This is a genomic window from Allorhizobium sp. NPDC080224, from assembly GCF_050281005.1.
In the GTDB taxonomy this organism is placed as follows: domain Bacteria; phylum Pseudomonadota; class Alphaproteobacteria; order Rhizobiales; family Rhizobiaceae; genus Allorhizobium.
The window spans coordinates 2,409,514-2,429,564 of the sequence record NZ_JBNNWJ010000001.1 but is presented as its reverse complement, the minus strand read 5'-3'; the positions used below and the strand labels follow the sequence as shown (position 1 = coordinate 2,429,564).

The window sequence follows — 20,051 nt, the reverse complement described above, 5'->3', positions numbered from 1 at the left end:
GTGCTGTGGAAGGCTATGGCCATGGCAGCCAAGATCGCCGTGTTCGCTTACGGCCTGAACGTTATCGCTCACTTCATTCTCGTCGGTCTTGGGCTCCTGCCGTATCCGCTCGGCCCGGCGCTCGTCGTTGCCACCATGCTGACGCCGCCGGTTTCCTTTATCGTTGCCGTCATTGCCTATTCGGTCGTCGGCCTTGCGATCTATGACCTTGGCGTGTCGCGCCAGCGTTTCGAGACGTTGAGCCGAACCGACATGTTGTCCGGTCTGATGAACCGCCGGGCATTCCTCGACACGTTCGAGGCCGCGCGTGGGCCGGTGGCTCTGATCCTGCTCGATATCGATCGTTTCAAGTCGGTCAATGACACTCTCGGTCACAAAGCGGGCGACGACGTTATCGTCCAAACGGCGAACTGCCTGACGACTGTGCTCGGCCCGGATGAGGCCATAGCCCGGATCGGCGGCGAGGAGTTTGCCGTGCTCTTGACCGCGCAGGGGACGGAGCAGGCGATGGAGATCGCTGAAGCGATCCGCGCATCTGTGGAAGGGATGCGTCTTGAAATTTCAGGGCGGCCCGTTTCGATATCCGTGTCTGCCGGGGTCGCCGAAGGCGTGGCCGAGCTCGGCTTCAGCGAGCTTTTTTCAGGGGCCGACCGCGCCCTTTATCTCGCGAAGGCCAGCGGTCGGAATCGAATCGTGCATGCAAAAGAGCTGCGGGGGATGCCTCTCAGCGCATCCATTCCTGACGACGGTCAAGTTGGCATCGAGCTCGGCCGATTGAGCGCATGATCCGGATCGTCCGTTAACTTCTACAGTATTTTCATCGGCTTCTTGCCATAACCTCAAGTCTTTGTTTGGCTTGCAGGGCAGGCGCTTTCGCGAGCAAGTTAACGAAAGTAAACGGTTCATTAACCTTAATGTTGTTCAACTGATCTGACAAAGCCGGAGCAGTCGGTGCGATTGCCGGTCGAATTTTAGATTTTGCGAGGCGTAGATGAGTGGCAAGCATGTCGCGGTTTTGATGGGTGGATTGTCCTCCGAGCGGCCTGTGAGCTTGTCCTCCGGCAACGCCTGCGCTTCGGCTCTCGAAGGTGAGGGCTTCAAGGTCACGCGCGTCGATGTCGGTCGCGATATCGGTCGTGTTCTCGAGGATCTGAAGCCGGATGTCGCCTTCAATGCGCTGCATGGTCCCTATGGCGAAGATGGCACCATTCAGGGCGTGCTTGAATATCTCGAAATCCCCTACACCCATTCCGGCGTGCTTGCTTCGGCGCTAGCCATGGACAAGAAGCAGGCGAAGATCGTGGCCGCCCAGGCCGGTATTCCTGTCGCCGAAGCCATGGTCATCAACCGCTTCGACGTCGGCAATGTGCATCCAATGGCGCCGCCCTATGTCGTCAAGCCGGTTCGTGAGGGTTCGAGCTTCGGCGTCGTTATCGTCCGTGAGGACATGGCGCACCCGCCGCAGATCCTGACTTCGAGCGAATGGCGTTACGGCGATCTCGTGATGGTCGAACGTTATGTCGCGGGTCGCGAACTGACATGTGGTGTGATGGATGGCAAGGTGCTCGGCGTGACCGAGATCGTGCCGCTGGGCAACAGCTTCTACGATTACGACTCCAAGTATGCGGCGGGTGGTTCGGAGCACGTGCTTCCTGCGCAAATTTCACCGAAAATTTACCAAAAAATACAATCATTGGCGCTGAAGGCACATCAGGCGCTCGGGTGTCGCGGAGTGAGTCGGTCCGACTTCCGCTACGACGATCGCTTCTCCGAGGATGGTGATCTGATTTGGCTGGAGCTCAATAACCAGCCGGGCATGACCCCTACCTCGTTGCTGCCGGAAATGGCTGCCCTTGCGGGCTACAGCTTTGGTGAATTCGTACGTTGGATGGTGGAGGACGCTTCTTGTTCTCGTTGAGCGGCAACAAATTGGTGGGTGGGTCCGGCGCGTATCCGGCTGCGCCGCTTGCCTCGGGTGAGGCAAAGGTGCTGCCGCGTCCGCTGCGTCGCCTGGTGCGCTTCGTGCTGGCCCTGTGCTCGGGTCGCATCGCTCTGCCCCGCCATCTTGGCAAGGTCAGCCTGGCGGCTTTCTATGGTCTTGTGGGCCTGCATGGCGTTGTGGTCGGCGGTCATGGTCCCGTTGTGATGCAGACGGTAACGGCATCGGCCGGGTTTGCTGTCGAAGATGTTCGCGTCTCCGGCAACCAGCATACGTCGGAGATCGATATTCTGCAGTTGCTCGGGCTTGATGGCTCGACCAGCCTCCTCGGTCTCGATATCGCGACTGCACGGCAAGCGCTCTCCGAGCTTCCCTGGGTCGAATCGGCCGAGGTGCGTAAGGTTTATCCGTCAACGGTCGAGGTTGTTCTGCGGGAGCGTCAAGCCTATGGCATCTGGCAGCACGGCACTGATCTTTCTCTTATCGAGCGCTCCGGTTCGGTGATTGCACCTCTGCGCGATAACAAGTTCGCCTCGCTTCCGCTCTTCGTCGGTCGCGATGCCGAAACGGCTGCTGCAGCCATCGATGAAGAATTCTCCAAGTGGCCGGCAATTGCCTCACGGGTGAAGGCTTTCGTGCGTGTCGGCGGCCGTCGCTGGGACGTTCATATGGAGAACGGCATTGTCGTTCGCCTGCCGGAGGAAAACGTCCCGGGGGCTCTCGCTCTGCTCAATCGCTTCGACGGAGAGCAGCAGGTTCTCTCGCGTGATGTTGCCGTCGTCGACCTGCGCCTGCCGGATCGGGTCGCGATTCGCCTGACCGAAGGTGCGCAGGAGCGCCGTACGGCTGCACTCGAAGAGCGTCGCAAGGCCCTCAAGAAAATGGAGCGGAAGATATGAGCATCTTCGGTGGCTCTTCCTTCGGTTTTCCGCGTACCAAGCCGCTCTCTTCGAAGCGCGCTCATGTCGTTTCGGTGCTCGATATCGGTTCGACCAAGGTGGTCTGCATCATCGCGCGCCTCACACCGCGCCGCGAGTCTGCTGTCCTGCCGGGTCGTACGCACAATGTCGAGGTCATCGGTCTCGGTCATCAGCGCTCGCATGGCATCAAGTCCGGCGTGATTGCCGATCTTGATGCCGTCGAAAATGTCGTCCGTTTGGCCGTCGACGCCGCCGAGCGTATGGCAGGCCTCACCGTCGAGAGCCTGATTGTCAACGTTTCGGCCGGTCGCATCGGTTCTGACGTCTACACCGCATCCATCGATCTCGGTGGCCAGGAAGTCGAATCCGGCGATCTGCGCAAGGTGCTGATTGCCGCCGGTCAGCAGTCCCAGGGCAATGACCGTGCCGTCCTGCATTCGCTGCCGACAGGCTTTTCTCTTGACGGCGAGCGGGGAATCCGTGATCCACTTGGCATGTATGGCGACGTTCTCGGCGTCGACATGCATGTGGTCACGGCCGAACGTGCAGCGCTTCGCAATCTGGAGCTCTGCATCAACAGGGCTCATCTGACCGTCGAGGGCGTGGTTGCCACGCCTTATGCCAGCGGCCTTGCAGCCCTGGTCGACGACGAGGTGGAGCTCGGTTGCGCGGCGATCGACATGGGCGGTGGCATGACCACCATCTCTGTCTTCGCCGAAGGCAAGCTGATCCATACGGACGCCATCGGGATTGGTGGTCACCATGTGACGACCGATCTGGCGCGCGGGCTTTCGACCCGTATCGAGGATGCAGAACGTCTGAAGGTCGTTCACGGTTCGGCTGTCGCCAACGGCGCTGACGATCGTGAGGTCGTGTCCGTTCCGCCGATCGGCGAAGACGATCGTGATCAGCCGACCCAGGTATCGAAGGCGCTTGTGACCCGGATCATCAGCGCGCGGATCGAGGAAACCCTCGAGATGCTGCGCGACCGGATTCAGAAGTCGGGCTTCTCGCCGGTGGTTGGCAAGCGCGTGGTTCTGACCGGTGGTGCCTGCCAGCTCACGGGTATGCCGGAAGCGGCCCGCCGCATTCTGGCCCGGAACGTGCGTATCGGTCGGCCGATGGGTGTCTCGGGTCTGCCGGCGGCAGCCAAGGGACCGGCCTTTTCGACGGCCGTCGGGCTGACGATCTATCCGCAGATGGCGGATCAGGAAACACATGCCGGGCAGGGCGGGTTGTTCTCGCCCTTCGGCAACGGAAACAGCCGCTTCGCCCGCATGGGCCAATGGCTGAAAGAGAGTTTTTGAGTTTACCCGGCCGGACACAAGGTTCGGCCAAGGGAAATCTGTTGAAATGACATGGCCGGCTTGGCGATGCGGCCGGAAAAAGAAGGAACGGGTACCATGACCATCAAGCTGCAGAAGCCAGATATTACTGAGCTGAAGCCCCGCATCACCGTCTTCGGTGTCGGTGGCGGTGGCGGCAATGCCGTCAACAACATGATCACCGCTGGTCTGCAGGGCGTCGATTTCGTCGTTGCCAACACGGATGCCCAGGCGCTGACCATGACCAAGGCCGAGCGCATCATCCAGCTCGGCGTCAATGTCACGGAAGGCCTCGGCGCAGGCTCCCAGCCGGAAGTCGGGCGCGCTGCCGCTGAAGAATGCATCGACGAAATCATCGACCATCTCAATGGTACTCACATGTGCTTCGTCACCGCCGGCATGGGCGGTGGTACCGGTACCGGTGCTGCTCCGGTCGTCGCTCAGGCTGCCCGCAACAAGGGCATCCTGACCGTTGGCGTCGTCACCAAGCCGTTCCATTTCGAAGGTGCGCGCCGTATGCGCCTCGCCGAGCAGGGCATCGAGGAGCTGCAGAAGTCGGTCGACACGCTGATCGTCATCCCGAACCAGAACCTCTTCCGCATCGCCAACGACCGCACGACCTTTGCCGACGCCTTCGCAATGGCCGACCAGGTTCTGTATTCCGGCGTCGCCTGCATCACCGACCTGATGGTCAAGGAAGGCCTGATCAACCTTGACTTCGCGGACGTTCGCTCCGTAATGCGCGAGATGGGCCGCGCGATGATGGGTACCGGCGAAGCTTCCGGCGAAGGCCGCGCAATGCAGGCTGCCGAAGCTGCCATCGCCAACCCGCTGCTCGACGAAACCTCGATGAAGGGCGCCCAGGGCCTCCTGATCTCCATTACTGGCGGTCGTGACCTGACCCTGTTCGAAGTCGACGAAGCCGCGACCCGCATCCGCGAAGAAGTCGATCCGGACGCCAACATCATCCTGGGTGCAACCTTCGACGAAGCACTCGAAGGCATCATCCGCGTGTCTGTCGTTGCCACCGGCATCGACCGTGCAGCACTTGCCTCCAAGGGCTTCGAAGCCGCTCCGCTCGCAAAGCCCGCTATGCGTCCCTCCGCGGCCGTTGCTCCGGCACCGGCCGCATATCAGCCTGCAATGACGCAGGCCCCCAAGCCGACCATGGATCCGGTCGCAGACACCATCCGTTCGGCTGAAGCCGCAATGGAACGCGAACTCGAAATCGCAACCGCCCGCCAGCCGGTGATGAGCCAGCCGCAGCCTGCTCCGCAGCAGGAATTCCGTCCGGCAAGCCGTCTGTTCGCTTCGCCGGCTCCGGAAGCTGCTCCGGCTCCGCAGATGATGCAGCCGGTCGCGCCTGCGCCAATCATGAGCCAGCCGGCTCCGGTGATGCAGCAGCCCGCACCTGTCATGCAGGCGCCGGTCGCTCCGGCACCTGTCATGGCAGAGCCGCGCATGGCAGCTGCTGAGCCCGTTCGTATGCCGAAGGTGGAAGACTTCCCGCCGGTGCTGCGTGCCGAGATCGATCATCGCGCCCAGCCGGCAGCACCCGCTGCCCAGGACGAGCGCGGACCGATGGGGCTCTTGAAGCGAATCACCAATTCGCTCGGTCGCCAGGCTGACGAAGAGCCTGTCATGGGTGACATGACCGGTTCGGCTCCGGCCGCTGCATCGCAGCAGCGTCGTCCGCTGTCGGCCGAAGCCAGCCTGTACGCTCCGCGTCGTGGCCAGCTCGACGATCACGGCCGTGCCACGCCGGCCCGTGCCACCAGCGAAGACGATCAGCTTGAAATTCCTGCTTTCCTGCGTCGCCAGACGAGCTAAGGGAAGCCGAGACTCAGCTTTGGAGACCCGGGTCGAGAGGCCCGGGTTTCTTGCGTTTCACGCTCCGTTACGAGACGTCGAATTCTTGATGATAATCAAGGGGTTGGCTTCGTTACAAAGCGAAAGAATCAGTGATTTGGCTCACGTCCCGGTCACACGTATGTATGTGATCAGAAACAGGGTCTTATGGCCCTTCGACAAGAGATTGCGACGGGAACACAAGATCCACCGCCTCGTCGCTTTATTTTAAGGCTATCGGAATGGCAATTGCTTTGCTCGGATTTCAAACCACGATCGCAGCGCCTCTCACGCTGACGGGTATCGGGGTTCATTCCGGCCGCGAGGTCTCCATCACTCTCCAGCCAGCGGAAGCAGGAACCGGTGTCGTCTTTGTGCGCCAGCATGACGACGGTTCGACTAGCGAATATCGCGCAGTGTCTGCACATGTCGGCAACACCGATCTCTGCACCGTGCTCGGCACCAATCCGGCGCGCTCCGTTGCAACGATCGAACATGTCATGGCGGCCTTTTATGCGCTCGGTCTGGACAATGTCGTCGTCGAAGTCGATGGCGCCGAAATGCCGATTATGGATGGCAGCTCGGAAGTCTTCATCGATGCCATCGAGCAGGTTGGCATCACCAATCTCGGCGTCAAGCGCCGCTATATTCGCGTCACGAAGCCGGTTCGCATCGAGGCCGGTGGTTCCTGGTCCGAGTTCCGCCCCTATGACGGCACGCGATTCGAGGTCGAAATCGATTTCGACAGCAAGCTGATCGGCCGGCAGAAGTGGGAAGGCGACCTGACGGCTGAAACCTTCAAGACCGAATTGTCGCGCGCACGCACCTTTGGCTTCATGCGCGATGTCGAGCGCCTCTGGGCTGCTGGCTTTGCTCTTGGCTCTTCGCTTGAAAATTCCGTCGTCATCTCGGACGACGATACCGTGATCAATGTCGAAGGCTTGCGTTACGAAAAGGACGAGTTCGTCCGTCACAAGACGCTCGACGCCGTCGGTGATCTGGCGCTCGCCGGTGCGCAGTTCATCGGCTGCTACCGCTCCTATCGCGGCGGTCACAAGATGAACGCGAATGCGCTGAAGGCGCTGCTCAGCGATCCGACGGCCTATGAAGTCGTCGAAGCACCGAGCCGCAGCCACCAGGTCCGCGCCCGGGAATTCGTTCCGGTTCAGGTTTCGGAATTTGCGCCCTGGTCGGCGTAAGTACAAGACAGATCAGGCAAAGTTCAGCGCCGGCCTCTTCAAGAAGGCCGGCGTTTTGCTGAGCAGAAAAGGATTGGGGCGGAATGGCACTTTCTGGGTGCCCTGCCACAAAAATGCGTTAAAGTCGCATCACTGCGTTGCCCTAGTGCCGCTTTTGTGGCTAGAAACGCCAGTTGAAGGCGACGGTTTTCAAGCGGCGCTGCAATCGGGATCTTTCGAATGAATCAAGTGGGATCGGTCGTTGTGAAGAATGCCGTGCGTATTGCGGGCCTGAGCGTCATGTTGTCTTTCGGTGCCGTGCTCGCGGGCTGCCAGAGCGACCCGGATATCGACATCAGCAAGCTCGCCGCCGAGACCGAGCCGCCGGAAGTGCTCTATAATCAGGGCCTTGCCAACATCAAGGCCGGCAATATGGCCGAGGCGTCCCGCAAGTTCGACGCGGTCGATGCGCAGAACCCGTTCTCGGAGTGGTCGCGCAAGGCGCTCGTGATGAGCACCTTCACGAAGTATCGCCTCGGCCGCTATGCCGACGCGATCGCGACCGGCAACCGCTATATGAACCTGTATCCGAAGTCCGAGGATGCCGCTTACGCGCAGTATCTCGTCGGTCTGGCATACTGGAAGCAGATTTCAAACGTCACGCAGGACCAGCGCAACTCGGTCAAGACGATCGAAGCGATGGAGCGCGTCGTCAACGACTTCCCCGATTCGGAGTATGTCGATGACGCACAGGCGAAGATCCGCTTCGCGCGTGACCAGCTCGCCGGCAAGGAAATGCAGGTCGGACGCTACTATCTGGAGCGTAAGGAGTACCTCGCAGCCGTCTCGCGCTTCCGCGTCGTTGTCGAGCAGTATCCGAACACCAACCAGATCGAAGAGGCTCTGGCGCGTCTGGTGGAGTCCTACTACGCGATGGGCGTCGTCTCGGAGGCCCAGGCTGCAGCGGCTGTGCTCGGTCACAACTATCCGGACAGCCAGTGGTATGCCGACAGCTATGCGCTGCTGCAGAGAGGCGGTCTTGAACCGCGTGAGAATTCCGGTTCGTGGATCACCCGCGCCGGTCGCAGGCTGCTGATCGGGACCTGACGGTCTTAAGTCACGAAGTGAGAAACAGAGCCTATGCTGGTCCAGCTGTCGATCCGCGATATCGTTCTGATCGAGCGGCTGGATCTTGCCTTCGAGACCGGCCTATCCGTGCTGACCGGCGAAACCGGGGCCGGCAAATCCATCCTTCTCGACAGCCTCTCGCTGGCCCTTGGTGGCCGGGGCGATGGCTCGCTGGTCCGCCATGGCGAGGACAAGGGGCAGGTCACGGCCGTGTTCGATGTCGGCGGCAGCCATCCGGCCCGTACGCTTTTGAAGGGCAATGGCGTTGACGATGACGGCGATCTGATCTTCCGTCGCGTGCAATCCGCCGATGGCCGCACCCGGGCCTATATCAATGATCAGCCCGTCAGCGTGCAGCTGATGCGCCAGGTTGGCCAGTTGCTGGTCGAGATCCATGGCCAGCACGACGATCGTGCGCTGATCGATACCAATGCCCACCGCATGCTGCTCGACGCCTTTGCCGGGCTGACCGACGAAGCGCTGGATCTCGGGGAAAGCTATCGCCGCTGGCGGGAGGCCGAGCGGGCCTACAAGACCCACAAGGCGAAGGTCGAGGCGGCTGCACGCGAAGCCGATTATCTGCGGGCCTCCGTCGAGGAGTTGGAGGGCCTTTCACCGCTTGATGGTGAGGAGGATGAGCTCGCCGAGCGACGTTCCGCCATGCAAAAATCCGAACGCATCGCCGGTGACATCGCTGAAGCTTCAGAATTCCTCAATGGCAATGCGTCGCCAGTGCCGCATATTGCATCCCTGATGCGCCGACTGGAACGCAAGAGCCATGAGGCTCCCGGACTGCTGGAAGAGACCGTACAGCTGCTTGGCACGGCTCTCGACACCCTGTCTGCCGCGCAGATGGAGGTGGAAGCTGCCTTGCGCCGCACGGAGTTCGATCCGCGCGAGCTGGAGCGGGTCGAGGAGCGACTGTTTGCGCTTCGTGCGGCGGGCCGGAAATACTCGGTCGCCGTCGCAGATCTCCCGGCGCTCGCCGAAAAGATGGTGGCCGATCTCGCCGATCTCGATGCCGGTGAAGAGCGGCTTGGCCAGCTGGAGGCTGCCGTCCTGGAGACCCGGGCGCATTACGACCACCTAGCGCTGCAGCTGTCCGGCAAACGGCAGAACGCCGCCCAGGCGCTCGCCGATGCCGTCATGCAGGAACTGCCGGCCTTGAAGCTGGAGCGGGCGCGTTTCATGGTCGAGGTTTCAGCGGACGCCGAGAATGCGACCGTCGATGGCATCGACACGGTCGAGTTCCACGTTCAGACCAATCCCGGCACGCGACCCGGCCCGATCATGAAGGTGGCCTCGGGCGGTGAGCTGTCGCGCTTCCTGCTCGCGCTCAAGGTGGCGCTTGCGGATCGAGGGTCCGCGCCCACGCTTGTCTTCGACGAGATCGATACCGGGGTCGGCGGTGCTGTGGCCGATGCCATCGGCCAGCGGCTGAAGCGTCTCTCGGCCAAGGTGCAGGTTCTGTCTGTTACCCATGCGCCGCAGGTTGCGGCTCGCGCGTCGGCGCATTTCCTTATCTCCAAGGGACCGACCGGCGATGCGGGGGACAAGATCGCGACCCGGGTTGCCATCATGGAGCCGGAGCATCGGAAGGAAGAGATCGCGCGCATGCTTGCGGGCGCTTCCGTCACCGATGAGGCGCGTGCGGCAGCCGCCAAACTGCTTGCCGCCGGCGAGTGAGCCACATCCATCCGGCCGTGGTTGCCTTCCACCCTGAAACCTGTTTCGTTGCCGCATCATGATGGACCTGATCCAGACCTACTGGGCCGAGACCCTTGCCGTTCTGTCCGTCGTTTTCGGCACGGTGGCGGCCACCCATGCCGCGATGACGAAACGCGAGGTGCGCTCGGCGCTCGGCTGGGTCGGCATCATCATCCTGTCGCCGCTGGTGGGAGCCATGATCTACTCGGTCGCTGGGATCAACCGCATCCGCCGGGCGACTCTCATCTCCAGGCGCGCGCTTGAGCTCGATGAGATCTGGCGCAGTCTCTCGCTCTACAGCATCGACCGCGAAACCGTGGCCGCCCAGTTCGGCGACCGATTCGGACCGATGAAACTGCTCGGCGACAGAGTGACCCGGCATCCGCTGTCGTCAGGCAACCAAATCGAAATGCTCTCGTCCGGTGAGGAGACCTTCGATGCCATGTGTCAGGCGATCGATGCCGCGCAGCACAGCATCATCCTCGAAACCTATATCTTCGATCGCGATGTCGTCGGCCGGCGCGTGGCCGACTGCCTGATCGCCGCGCATCAGCGGGGTGTCGCCGTCCGGGTGATCGTCGACGCCGTCGGGGCCCGCTACAGCGTTCCCAGTATCATCGGCTATCTCGAAGAGGGCGGCGTTCGGGTCGCCGTCTTCAACGGGCAGGTCATCATGGGGCTCAGGCTTCCTTATGCCAATCTGCGTACGCACCGGAAAATTCTGGTCGCTGACGGGGCCACCGCCTTTGTCGGTGGCATGAATATCCGAGCGGGCTTCACCGGGCCGGATGGCGCGCGAGACACCCATTTTCGCGTCACCGGACCTGTTGTCGCCGATATCTTGGCGGTTGCCGCCGAGGACTGGCACTTCGAGACCGGCGAGGTGCTGCTCGGGCCGGAATGGGGCGTCCGGCTCGATGACGCCGTGGCTGGGGCAGGGACGGCTGTGCGTGCGGTGGTATCCGGGCCGGACACCCGTATCGAGACGAATCACCGGCTCTTGCTCGGCGCGTTTTCCGTGGCCGAACGGTCAATCCGCATCGTCTCACCCTACTTTCTGCCCGATACGACCTTCATTGCGGCGCTGAACACCGCTGCGCGTCGGGGCGTTCAGGTGGACGTGATCGTGCCGTCGCAGAACAATCTCGCCATCGTCGCCCGCGCGATGATGGGGCAGTTCGACCAGATCCTGCGGGAAGGCTGCCGCGTGCATCTGTCGACAGGTGCCTTCGATCATTCGAAGCTCATGGTCATCGACCGGCAATGGTGCTTCATCGGCTCGTCCAATCTCGATTCGCGCTCGCTTCGATTGAATTTCGAGATCGATCTCGAAGTCTATGATCGCGGTCTTGCCGCGCAGATCGAAGACCGGATCGACCGCCGTCTGTCCAGCGCCAGACAGGTCACGCTCGATACACTCAGGGCACGATCTCTGCCCAATCGGATGATTGATCGCTTGTTCTGGCTCGGATCGCCCTATCTTTGATCGAGGCGGGCGTTTTCAGCGCGGCCTCAACCGCAACCGGCCACCGGCCCAACCGACGACGGATGCTACAGGTGTGATGAAGAAGACCAAACCTAGCCTCGCCCGCACGATGGTGACCTCCATCCGAAATCGCAGATGGCGTCCGGCCGAGGGGATGGTCAAGACACAGGTCGACGGTGCGCTGACGGTCGCCTCCTACAATGTGCACAAATGCGTCGGCACGGACGGCAAGTTCGATCCCGAACGGATCATCGACGTTATCCGGGAAATCGGCCCCGACGTGATCGCCCTTCAGGAAGCGGACCAGCGTTTCGGCGAGCGTTCCGGGCTGCTTGATCTCAATCGGTTGAGGCTCGAGACCGGCCTTTTGCCGGTACCCGTGGAACACCGCCCGAAATCCCATGGATGGCGCGGCAATGTGCTCCTGTTTCGAGAAGGCATCGTGCGTGACGTGCATCAGGTGGCGCTGCCCGGGCTTGAGCCGCGTGGCGCTCTGGTGGCCGAGATCGATATTGAAGGCAGGGCCGGGCTGCGGGTGATTGCGGCGCATCTGGGATTGTTGCGCTGGGCTCGCCGCCAGCAGGCGGATGTCATTCTCGATCTCCTGCAGAACCGTGCCGAGCGGGCCACGCTTTTGATGGGGGATTTCAACGAGTGGCGCCTGGGGCCCGGCTCGGCGCTCACACGGCTGGAGCCGGTTTTCGGGCCTCTGCCGCCACCTGTCCCGAGTTTTCCGGCTCGTATGCCTGTTCTTTCTCTCGACCGGATCATGGCGAACCGGTCCGGTCTGATCGCCGATCTGACGGCGCATGATACACCGCTTGCACGCCTTGCTTCGGATCATCTGCCGCTGACGGCAAGGCTTGATCTCAGCAAGGTGGAGGAGTGAGCGCACGCTCTTTTCATTCGCCGATTTTCCGCTAAACCCGACTGACGAAATGCGGAGGTTGCCATGGCTGTTGAGACCATTCCTGTCGAGACTTTGACCGAGGAACAGGCGAAGGCCGAATTGCAGCGGCTGGCAAGCGAGATCGCCCATCACGATGCGCTCTATCACGGCAAGGACAAGCCGGAGATCTCGGACGCGGATTATGACGCGCTGAAGCTGCGCAATGATGCGATCGAAGCGCAGTTTCCGGAGCTGGTGCGCACCGACAGTCCCTCCCAGCGCGTCGGTGCGGCCCCTGCGGGCATCTTCGCGCAGGTGGTTCACGCCCGCCCGATGCTGTCGCTCGACAACACCTTTTCCGACGAGGACGTCCAGGACTTCGTATCCTCGGTCTATCGCTTCCTTGGCCAGCTGCCGGACGATTCCATCGCCTTCACGGCCGAGCCCAAGATCGACGGACTGTCGATGTCGCTGCGTTACGAAAACCGCAGGCTGGTCACGGCCGCGACCCGCGGCGACGGTACGACGGGTGAGAATGTCACGGCGAACATCCGCACGATCAAGGAAATCCCGACCGAGCTTCCGTCGGATGCCCCTGACGTGGTCGAGGTGCGCGGCGAAGTCTATATGGCGAAGTCCGACTTCCTGGCGCTCAACGCGCAGATGGAGGCTGAGGGCAAGCAGACCTACGTCAATCCGCGCAACACGGCTTCCGGCTCGCTGCGCCAGCTCGATCCGAAGGTGACGGCGAACCGCAAGCTGCGCTTTTTTGCCTATGCCTGGGGCGAGATGAGCCAGATGCCGGCGGAAACGCAATGGGAGATGGTGCAGGTTTTCGGCCGCTGGGGATTCCCGATCAACCCGCTCACCCAACGTCTGAGCTCGGTTTCGGCGATCCTCGACCATTACCATGAGATCGGGCTGCAGCGGCCTGATCTCGACTATGACATCGACGGCGTCGTCTACAAGGTCGACCGGCTCGATCTTCAGGCACGCCTCGGTTTCCGGTCCCGATCGCCGCGCTGGGCGACGGCGCACAAGTTCCCGGCCGAGCAGGCCTTCACCACGGTCGAGGCCATCGACATCCAGGTGGGCCGCACGGGGGCGCTGACGCCGGTTGCGCGTCTGACGCCGATCACCGTCGGCGGCGTGGTCGTCACCAATGCGACGCTGCACAACGAGGACTACATCAAGGGTATCGGCAATTCCGGCGACCGCATCCGGCCTGACGACCAAGATATCCGCATCGGTGACACGGTGATCGTCCAGCGCGCTGGCGACGTCATCCCGCAGGTGCTCGACGTGGTCCTGGAGAAGCGGCCAGAGGACTCGGCGCCGTATGTTTTCCCGAAGACCTGCCCGGTTTGTGGCAGCCATGCGGTGCGGGAGAAGAACGAAAAGACGGGCAAGCTCGATTCGGTCACGCGCTGCACCGGCGGTTTCGTCTGCCGGGCCCAGGCCGTGGAACACATCAAGCATTTTGTGTCACGCAATGCCTTCGACATCGAAGGGCTCGGGACCAAGCAGGTCGACTTCTTCTTCGAGAGCGACGATCCGGCGCTGATGATCCGCACCGCGCCCGACATCTTCACGCTGAAGGCGCGGCAGGACCAATCGCTGACCAAGCTCGAGAATATCGAAGGCTTTGGTCGTATCAGTGTGCGCAAGCTGTTCGAGGCGATCGATGCGCGGCGCGAGATCGCGCTCCACCGTTTGATCTTTGCGCTTGGCATCCGCCATGTCGGCGAGACGACGGCCAAGCTCCTGGCGCGGTCCTACGGCAGCTATGCGGCCTTTGCGGAAGCCATGCAGGCGGCAGCGCCAAAGTTCGGCGATGCGTGGAGCGAATTGAACAGCATTGAGGGGATCGGCGAGGTCGTCGCAGCCTCGATCGTCGAATTTTTCAAGGAGCCGCGCAATCTCGAAGTCGTCCAACGCCTGTTGAGCGAAGTGACGCCACTGGACGCAGAGGCGCCGGTCGCAAGCAACAGTCCTGTGGCCGGCAAGACCGTCGTCTTCACCGGATCGCTGGAGCGCTTCACGCGGGACGAGGCCAAGGCACGGGCCGAAGGGCTCGGGGCAAAGGTCGCGGGCTCCGTATCGAAAAAGACAGACTATGTGGTGGCGGGTCCGGGTGCCGGCTCCAAGCTCGACAAGGCACGTGAACTCGGCGTCCAGGTGATGACCGAAGACGAGTGGTTGACGCTGATCGGGGGCTGAGGTCAGGCTGCGGTAATTGCTGTTTCCGCAAGGTCGAGGCGAACGGGTTCCGGCTGATGGGGCGTGCGCGGCAGGTCGCGTTCGAGCACGATCCTGTTGCGGCCGGACGACTTCGCGAGATAAAGCGCCTGATCGGCTGCGGCGTAGACGGCGGTGAAATCGCGAAGCGGTGTGATGTCGGCCAAGCCGCCGGATATGGTGACGGCGATCGACTGGTGGACGGACTCGACCAGACGGTTGGCAATACTTCGCCGTAGCTTTTCCGCCATCGCGATGACATCGGCAAACTCGGCATCCCGAAAGAGGATGGCGAACTCTTCTCCGCCGATACGCGCGACGAGATGGGCGGGGCCGGTGATTTCGCAGAGCGTTTTTGCAACCGAGACAATCACGTCGTCGCCGGCCAGATGGCCATAGCGGTCGTTGATCTGCTTGAAACGGTCGATGTCCAGGATCAGCAGATGCCCGCGCTCAACCTGAGAGAGATCGTCGATGAAGGCGCGGCGATTGAGAAGGCCCGACAACATGTCCGTGCGGCTCAATTGGCGGAACTCCAGCCTGGTTCTGGCAAGGTGGACGACCGCATAACCCATGTAGAGAGAGCAGAGCATCGTCAGGACGAAGGATACGATCATGGCGATGCCGCAGCCGATTGCCAGATCGCGCAACAGTGGGTTGAGCAGGACGTCGAAGGCATGCGGGACAAGCAAGATGCCTGCGACCATAAAGCAGGCGATGATGGAGTTGCGGATCGACAGTCTGGTTGCAAAGCGGAGCACCGCATCCCAGTTATCGAATTCTGTCAGCCCAATATCGCGGATGACCCACGCTTCAATCCGTTGCTTCAACATAGTTTTTGACCACACAGAATGACTTGAAACGAAAATCGATCAGTCGACGCGAGAGCTTATCTGCGGCCGTCTGCTGTCATGAAATAGATTTGGTCGCGACCGTTGCGACCGCTTTACGTCAAGGTGCCGAATGCAACCCTGGCAGTAAAGAGCTCATTTTCATTTCTACTATTATTAATCCCCTAAAAATTAAGGTTCGATGAATTCGAAACCCTGGATTGCATCGGATCTCGTGTCGAACCGAGACGCTCACGGCTCTGTGAAACCGGATGGCACAATCTGCAACTGATGAAGAGACGGATTGTTGACGAAGACCAGACCGCCACGCGATGTCGAGCCGGCAGCGACATAGTCGAAGGTCATTCCTGCCTCCTCGATCGCCGTGGTCCCGTCGCGAAGGGATCCCTTTATCTCGACCGCTGCGGCGGCCTGATCGCCTGAATTGCGCACCTCGATCATCACGCGCCAGCCCGAGGGCAGGGGATCGATGGTGAGGATCTGGGCGGCGATCTCCGGTGGGCGGTCTGCGTTCGTCATTGCTTCGAATGCCATCCAGCCGATCATCGCCACGACGATTGTGGTTGATGCAAGTCCGGTGAGCCACTCGACCCAGTGTGGTCGGATCGGATCGGCAGATTTGCTGACATCATGACGGGTCATGGCGGGCCTCCTCAAAGGATAAGTCTGGCGGCAGCCGCGCCGATCGCTGCGGGGAAGCCGAGGACGACCAGCGTCAAAACGGCCTCGGTGGTGCCGAGGTCATCCAGTCGGCCGAAGGTCCAGAGGCTGTAGAGGCTGACGGCGAGGGCGACGACATAGCCGGGTATCGTGAAGCGCACAAAGGCGTGCCAGACCGGCGTGTCCTCCTGAAGACTATGGCTGCCCTTGAAGGCGAGCGCGTAGACGAAACCATGCATCAGCATCATCGACAGCGCCATAAGCGCAAGGGCGTGCCAGATGGTCATCTTGTAGGCGAGCAGGATCATTTCTTCCGTCGGGGCGAGATTGAGCGACAGGAAGAGCGCGCCGACGGCCATCATGAAAAGTTCGGTGAGATATCCCGTACTGGCTTGCTGGCTTGGATCGCTGTCGTCCTCATCGTCATCCTCGTCCTGCATGCTGAGCTGGCTTCGGCCGAGCAATGCGCCGATGCTCGCCGGCACCGCCTGCAGCGCCACCATGCCGACCCATTCGCGCGGCGCCATGCCGAACTTGATCACCCCGAGCAGCACGAGGATCAACGCACTGGCCACCACGCCCATGCCATAGGCGACGATCGCGTCTCGGGCCGACTCGCGCCAGGTGGCGGTCCGTTCGAAACCGATGCGGTGGGAGAGCCCGATGAGGAGAGGAAGATTGAGAACGAGCAGCAGCAGAAGCCGCTCTCGGTCCATGTAGAAGCCCAGGAACCACATCTCCATCGTCATCAGCATGGGGATGGAGAAGAGCAGGGCTCCGGCAAGCCCGCGTGCAAGGCCGACGAGAAACCGGCTTACCCGTGCCGATTCGTGAGTTTCATTCGCGACTTCTGCCATTGTTCCACCGTCCCTTGCCGCGCAGGGAATGCGCAAATGGGGGTGGTTGTTCCGTCTGGCAGGAGGTTGACCGGCTGCCGTAAGGCAACCGGCTCATGTCTTGAAGGAGGGCTACTGCGCCTCCCTGCGACCAGGGGCTGCTCAGCCCTTCGGCTTGAAGGTCTTCTTCTTTGGACCAGCCGATGGGCCACGGTCGTCGAACTTGCCCTTGGGCTTTCCAGCGCCGGCAAAGGCGGGCTTGTCGCCCTTCGGCTTGCCGGCCCAGTCGGGCTTGGCAGGCTTGTCCCAGGAATTCGAGGCACCCTTCGGCTTCTTCTTGAAACCCGGCTTGTCGTCGCTCCAGTCGGTGCGCTTCGGCTTGGGCGCGTCGCCCCAGACTTCCGAATCCGTCACCGCCATGGCGTCGCGCGGCGGCCGGGCAGGGCCGTCGTCCTTGCGGGCATAGGGTTTCTTGTCCCCGAACGGCTTCTTTTCACCATAGGGTGCCTTGTCGCCATAGGCTTTCTTTTCGCCGTAAGGCTTGTTGTCGGCATACGGCTTCTTGTCGCCAAAGGGCTTGCGATCGCCATCTTCGCGCGGCGGCCGGGCTGCGCGTTCCTTCGGCGCTGCATTGAAGTCCGGCATGCCGGGGAGCTGCGCCATGGTGATGCCGCGCTCGAGCGCCTTGTTCGGACCAAGTGCGCTGAGGAACGTGTCGAGCGCGCTTTCGGCGATCTCGACGAAGGTTTCCTCCGGCTGCATCTTGATTGCGCCGATCTCGTTCTTGGTGATGTTGCCGTTGCGGCAGAGCATCGGGATCAGCCAGCGCGGCTCGGCATGCTGGCGGCGGCCGACGGACACGGAGAACCAGACGCTGGCGCCAAAATCGCCACGCGGCTTGGTCGCCGAGTTCGCCGGGTTGGCATAGTCCGGCTCCTTGCGAGCCTTTCCGGCTTCGAGGCTGACCGGGATCAGATCTTCCGGTGCTGAACGCTTGCCGCGCTGCAGACGCAGGAAGGCCGCAGCCACCTGTTCGGCGCCGTGGGTCGCGATCAGCGATGCGATCATCGGCGCTTCGTCTTCGGTGATCACTTCCGTCAGCATGGGATCGCCCATGAGGCGTTCATCGTCACGGGCCTGAACTTCGTCGGCGGAGGGCGGGAGCGCCCAGGTCGGGCGAACATTGGCGCCGCCCAGCAGGCGCTCGGCCTTGCGACGGGCACTGTTCGGCACGATTAGTGCCGAGACGCCCTTGTTGCCGGCGCGGCCTGTGCGGCCGGAGCGATGCAGCAGGGTTTCGGAATTGGTCGGCAGGTCGGCATGAATGACGAGTTCCAGACCGGGGAGGTCGATGCCGCGGGCAGCGACGTCGGTCGCGATGCAGACGCGCGCACGGCCATCGCGCATGGCCTGCAGGGCGTGGGTGCGTTCGTTCTGCGAAAGCTCGCCGGACAGGGCCACGACCGAGAAGCCACGATTGTGCAGGCGTGCCGTCAGATGGTTCACGGCAGCGCGAGTGGAGCAGAAGACAATGGCGTTGCGGGCTTCATAGAAGCGCAGCACATTGATGATGGCATTCTCGCGATCGGGATTGGCGACCATCAGCGCGCGATATTCGATGTCGACGTGCTGCTTCTGTTCGGATACGGCCTCGATGCGGCGCGCATCCCGCTGGTAGCTCTTGGCGAGATCGGCGATCGACCGCGGCACGGTTGCCGAGAACATCAGGGTGCGGCGATCGTCCGGCGATTCTTCCAGGATGAATTCGAGGTCCTCGCGGAAGCCGAGATCGAGCATTTCGTCGGCTTCGTCGAGCACGACGACGCGCATCTGGGACAGATCGAGCGCGCGGCGGGTAATGTGGTCGCGCAGGCGTCCCGGTGTGCCGACGATGATATGGGCACCGCGCTCAAGCGCCCGGCGCTCGTTGCGGATGTCCATGCCGCCGACGCAGGATCCAATGATCGCGCCGGTCTCGGCATAGAGCCACTCCAGTTCGCGCTTGACCTGCATGGCCAGCTCACGGGTCGGCGCGATCGCAAGGGCGAGTGGCGCACCGGCGCGCTCGAAACGACCGCCTTCCGGCAGCAGCGTCGGGGCCATGGCGAGACCGAAGGCAACCGTCTTGCCAGAGCCCGTCTGCGCCGAAACGAGCGCATCGCGACCTTCCAGTTCGGGGTCGATCATGGCCTGCTGCACGGGTGTCAGGGTGTCGTAGCCGCGCTTGCGCAAGGCCTCAGCGATCGCCGGAACGATGGCGTCGAAATCAGTCATGGAGTGGTCTTTCGAAAGTGATGGATGATGCGGGCCAAAGCGCCGCGCCCGCCGATTGCGGGTATGTTGGCGCTGTTCCTACTCGTCTCGACCCGGAAAGTCGAGGGGCAGGGAACGAAAACGCTGCGCTATGGTGAACCATGGGGCCTCGCATCATCCAGAAAAGTCACGCGCTGAGCCGCGCCATGGCCAAAGCTTCGACATAGGTTCCGCCCCGAAAGGCATAGTCCGCCATCCGCCCCTCCACGGTGAAGCCGAAGCTTTCATAGAGGGCAATGGCTGCATGATTGTCCGCGTAAACGGTCAATTCAAGGCGTCGCAGGTTGAGCCAGTCATCCGCGATCCCGATCGCTTCGCCGAGGAGCGCGCGTCCGATCCCACGGCGGGTGTGGTCGTCATGGACGCCCATGCCGAGCGTGGCGACATGGGCACGCCTGCCTTTGGCGGGCAACAAGGCGATATCGCCGACCACCATTCCGTCGAGCACGGCCACGAGGCTTCGGACATCAGCGGGCTGCTGTTCTATCCCGCGCCTGATTTCCTCTACGCTGTGATAGGGGAGGCGCATGGTGCCCCAGCGGTAGCCAGGCAGGTTGTGCAGGTCTGCGATTGCTGCAGCGTCTGTCAGTGATCGCGCGCGGATCGTCAGGCCTTCGGGCCAGGCTCGATCGTGTCGCGAGGGGTGAGGGTGTGACTGCGTCATGCTTGCTCTCCATGTGATCGGCGGGAGAGCGAACCGGACGCCTGCTCAACCGCAGGGCGTTCGGGATAA

The 20,051-nt window shown here is 62.0% G+C and carries 16 protein-coding genes; 11 read left to right on the top strand and 5 right to left on the bottom strand.

The window, feature by feature from the left end; genetic code table 11:
* The first annotated feature begins 21 nt into the window (after positions 1 to 21).
* The 11 genes from ACQKP1_RS12125 (at position 22) to ligA (ending at position 14,640) form a co-directional block, all read left to right on the top strand.
* Entirely contained in the window at positions 22 to 786 is a 765-nt protein-coding gene (locus ACQKP1_RS12125; RefSeq protein ID WP_427275415.1) for a GGDEF domain-containing protein, read from the top strand.
* Between the two features lie 205 nt (positions 787 to 991).
* Positions 992 to 1,918 (top strand): D-alanine--D-alanine ligase, encoded by a 927-nt coding sequence (locus ACQKP1_RS12120; RefSeq protein ID WP_427275414.1) that lies wholly within the window; start codon positions 992 to 994, stop codon positions 1,916 to 1,918.
* Positions 1,906 to 2,838, top strand: coding sequence for a cell division protein FtsQ/DivIB (locus ACQKP1_RS12115; RefSeq protein WP_427275413.1), 933 nt, complete (start codon positions 1,906 to 1,908; stop codon positions 2,836 to 2,838). Before ACQKP1_RS12120 ends, ACQKP1_RS12115 begins: the two co-directional genes overlap by 13 nt.
* Complete coding sequence (ftsA, locus tag ACQKP1_RS12110) at positions 2,835 to 4,166, top strand: cell division protein FtsA (protein WP_054151683.1); 1,332 nt, start codon at positions 2,835 to 2,837, stop codon at positions 4,164 to 4,166. The genes ACQKP1_RS12115 and ftsA overlap by 4 nt, the downstream gene beginning before the upstream one ends.
* A 96-nt stretch (positions 4,167 to 4,262) precedes the next feature.
* Positions 4,263 to 6,014 carry a cell division protein FtsZ gene (gene ftsZ, locus ACQKP1_RS12105; RefSeq protein ID WP_203016614.1) on the top strand — a complete coding sequence of 584 codons (1,752 nt, stop codon included), beginning with the start codon at positions 4,263 to 4,265 and terminating at the stop codon, positions 6,012 to 6,014.
* Between the two features lie 260 nt (positions 6,015 to 6,274).
* The gene (lpxC, locus tag ACQKP1_RS12100; RefSeq protein ID WP_203016612.1) at positions 6,275 to 7,231 is read left to right on the top strand and encodes a UDP-3-O-acyl-N-acetylglucosamine deacetylase; all 957 of its coding nucleotides are present in this window, start codon (positions 6,275 to 6,277) and stop codon (positions 7,229 to 7,231) included.
* Between the two features lie 279 nt (positions 7,232 to 7,510).
* A complete protein-coding gene (locus tag ACQKP1_RS12095) occupies positions 7,511 to 8,317 on the top strand; it encodes an outer membrane protein assembly factor BamD (protein WP_425959331.1) in 807 nt (268 codons plus the stop codon).
* Positions 8,318 to 8,350: 33 nt separating this feature from the next.
* Positions 8,351 to 10,024, top strand: coding sequence for a DNA repair protein RecN (recN, locus tag ACQKP1_RS12090; RefSeq protein ID WP_427275412.1), 1,674 nt, complete (start codon positions 8,351 to 8,353; stop codon positions 10,022 to 10,024).
* Positions 10,025 to 10,082: 58 nt separating this feature from the next.
* Positions 10,083 to 11,531, top strand: coding sequence for a cardiolipin synthase (gene cls, locus ACQKP1_RS12085; RefSeq protein ID WP_427275411.1), 1,449 nt, complete (start codon positions 10,083 to 10,085; stop codon positions 11,529 to 11,531).
* A gap of 76 nt (positions 11,532 to 11,607) precedes the next feature.
* The gene (locus ACQKP1_RS12080) at positions 11,608 to 12,420 is read left to right on the top strand and encodes an endonuclease/exonuclease/phosphatase family protein (RefSeq protein ID WP_427275410.1); all 813 of its coding nucleotides are present in this window, start codon (positions 11,608 to 11,610) and stop codon (positions 12,418 to 12,420) included.
* Positions 12,421 to 12,483: 63 nt separating this feature from the next.
* A complete protein-coding gene (gene ligA, locus ACQKP1_RS12075; protein ID WP_427275409.1) occupies positions 12,484 to 14,640 on the top strand; it encodes an NAD-dependent DNA ligase LigA in 2,157 nt (718 codons plus the stop codon).
* 2 nt (positions 14,641 to 14,642) lie between these two features.
* On the opposite strand, the gene ACQKP1_RS12070 is transcribed toward ligA, so the two are convergent.
* From ACQKP1_RS12070 to ACQKP1_RS12050, 5 genes are all read right to left on the bottom strand, one after another.
* The gene (locus ACQKP1_RS12070) at positions 14,643 to 15,491 is read right to left on the bottom strand and encodes a GGDEF domain-containing protein (RefSeq protein ID WP_427275408.1); all 849 of its coding nucleotides are present in this window, start codon (positions 15,489 to 15,491) and stop codon (positions 14,643 to 14,645) included.
* 249 nt (positions 15,492 to 15,740) lie between these two features.
* A complete protein-coding gene (locus tag ACQKP1_RS12065; RefSeq protein WP_427275407.1) occupies positions 15,741 to 16,151 on the bottom strand; it encodes a hypothetical protein in 411 nt (136 codons plus the stop codon).
* Between the two features lie 11 nt (positions 16,152 to 16,162).
* A complete protein-coding gene (locus ACQKP1_RS12060) occupies positions 16,163 to 17,026 on the bottom strand; it encodes a TIGR02587 family membrane protein (RefSeq protein WP_427275406.1) in 864 nt (287 codons plus the stop codon).
* Between the two features lie 141 nt (positions 17,027 to 17,167).
* Complete coding sequence (locus tag ACQKP1_RS12055) at positions 17,168 to 19,279, bottom strand: DEAD/DEAH box helicase (protein WP_427275405.1); 2,112 nt, start codon at positions 19,277 to 19,279, stop codon at positions 17,168 to 17,170.
* Positions 19,280 to 19,445: 166 nt separating this feature from the next.
* Positions 19,446 to 19,982 (bottom strand): GNAT family N-acetyltransferase, encoded by a 537-nt coding sequence (locus ACQKP1_RS12050; protein ID WP_427275404.1) that lies wholly within the window; start codon positions 19,980 to 19,982, stop codon positions 19,446 to 19,448.
* Positions 19,983 to 20,051 lie beyond the last annotated feature (69 nt).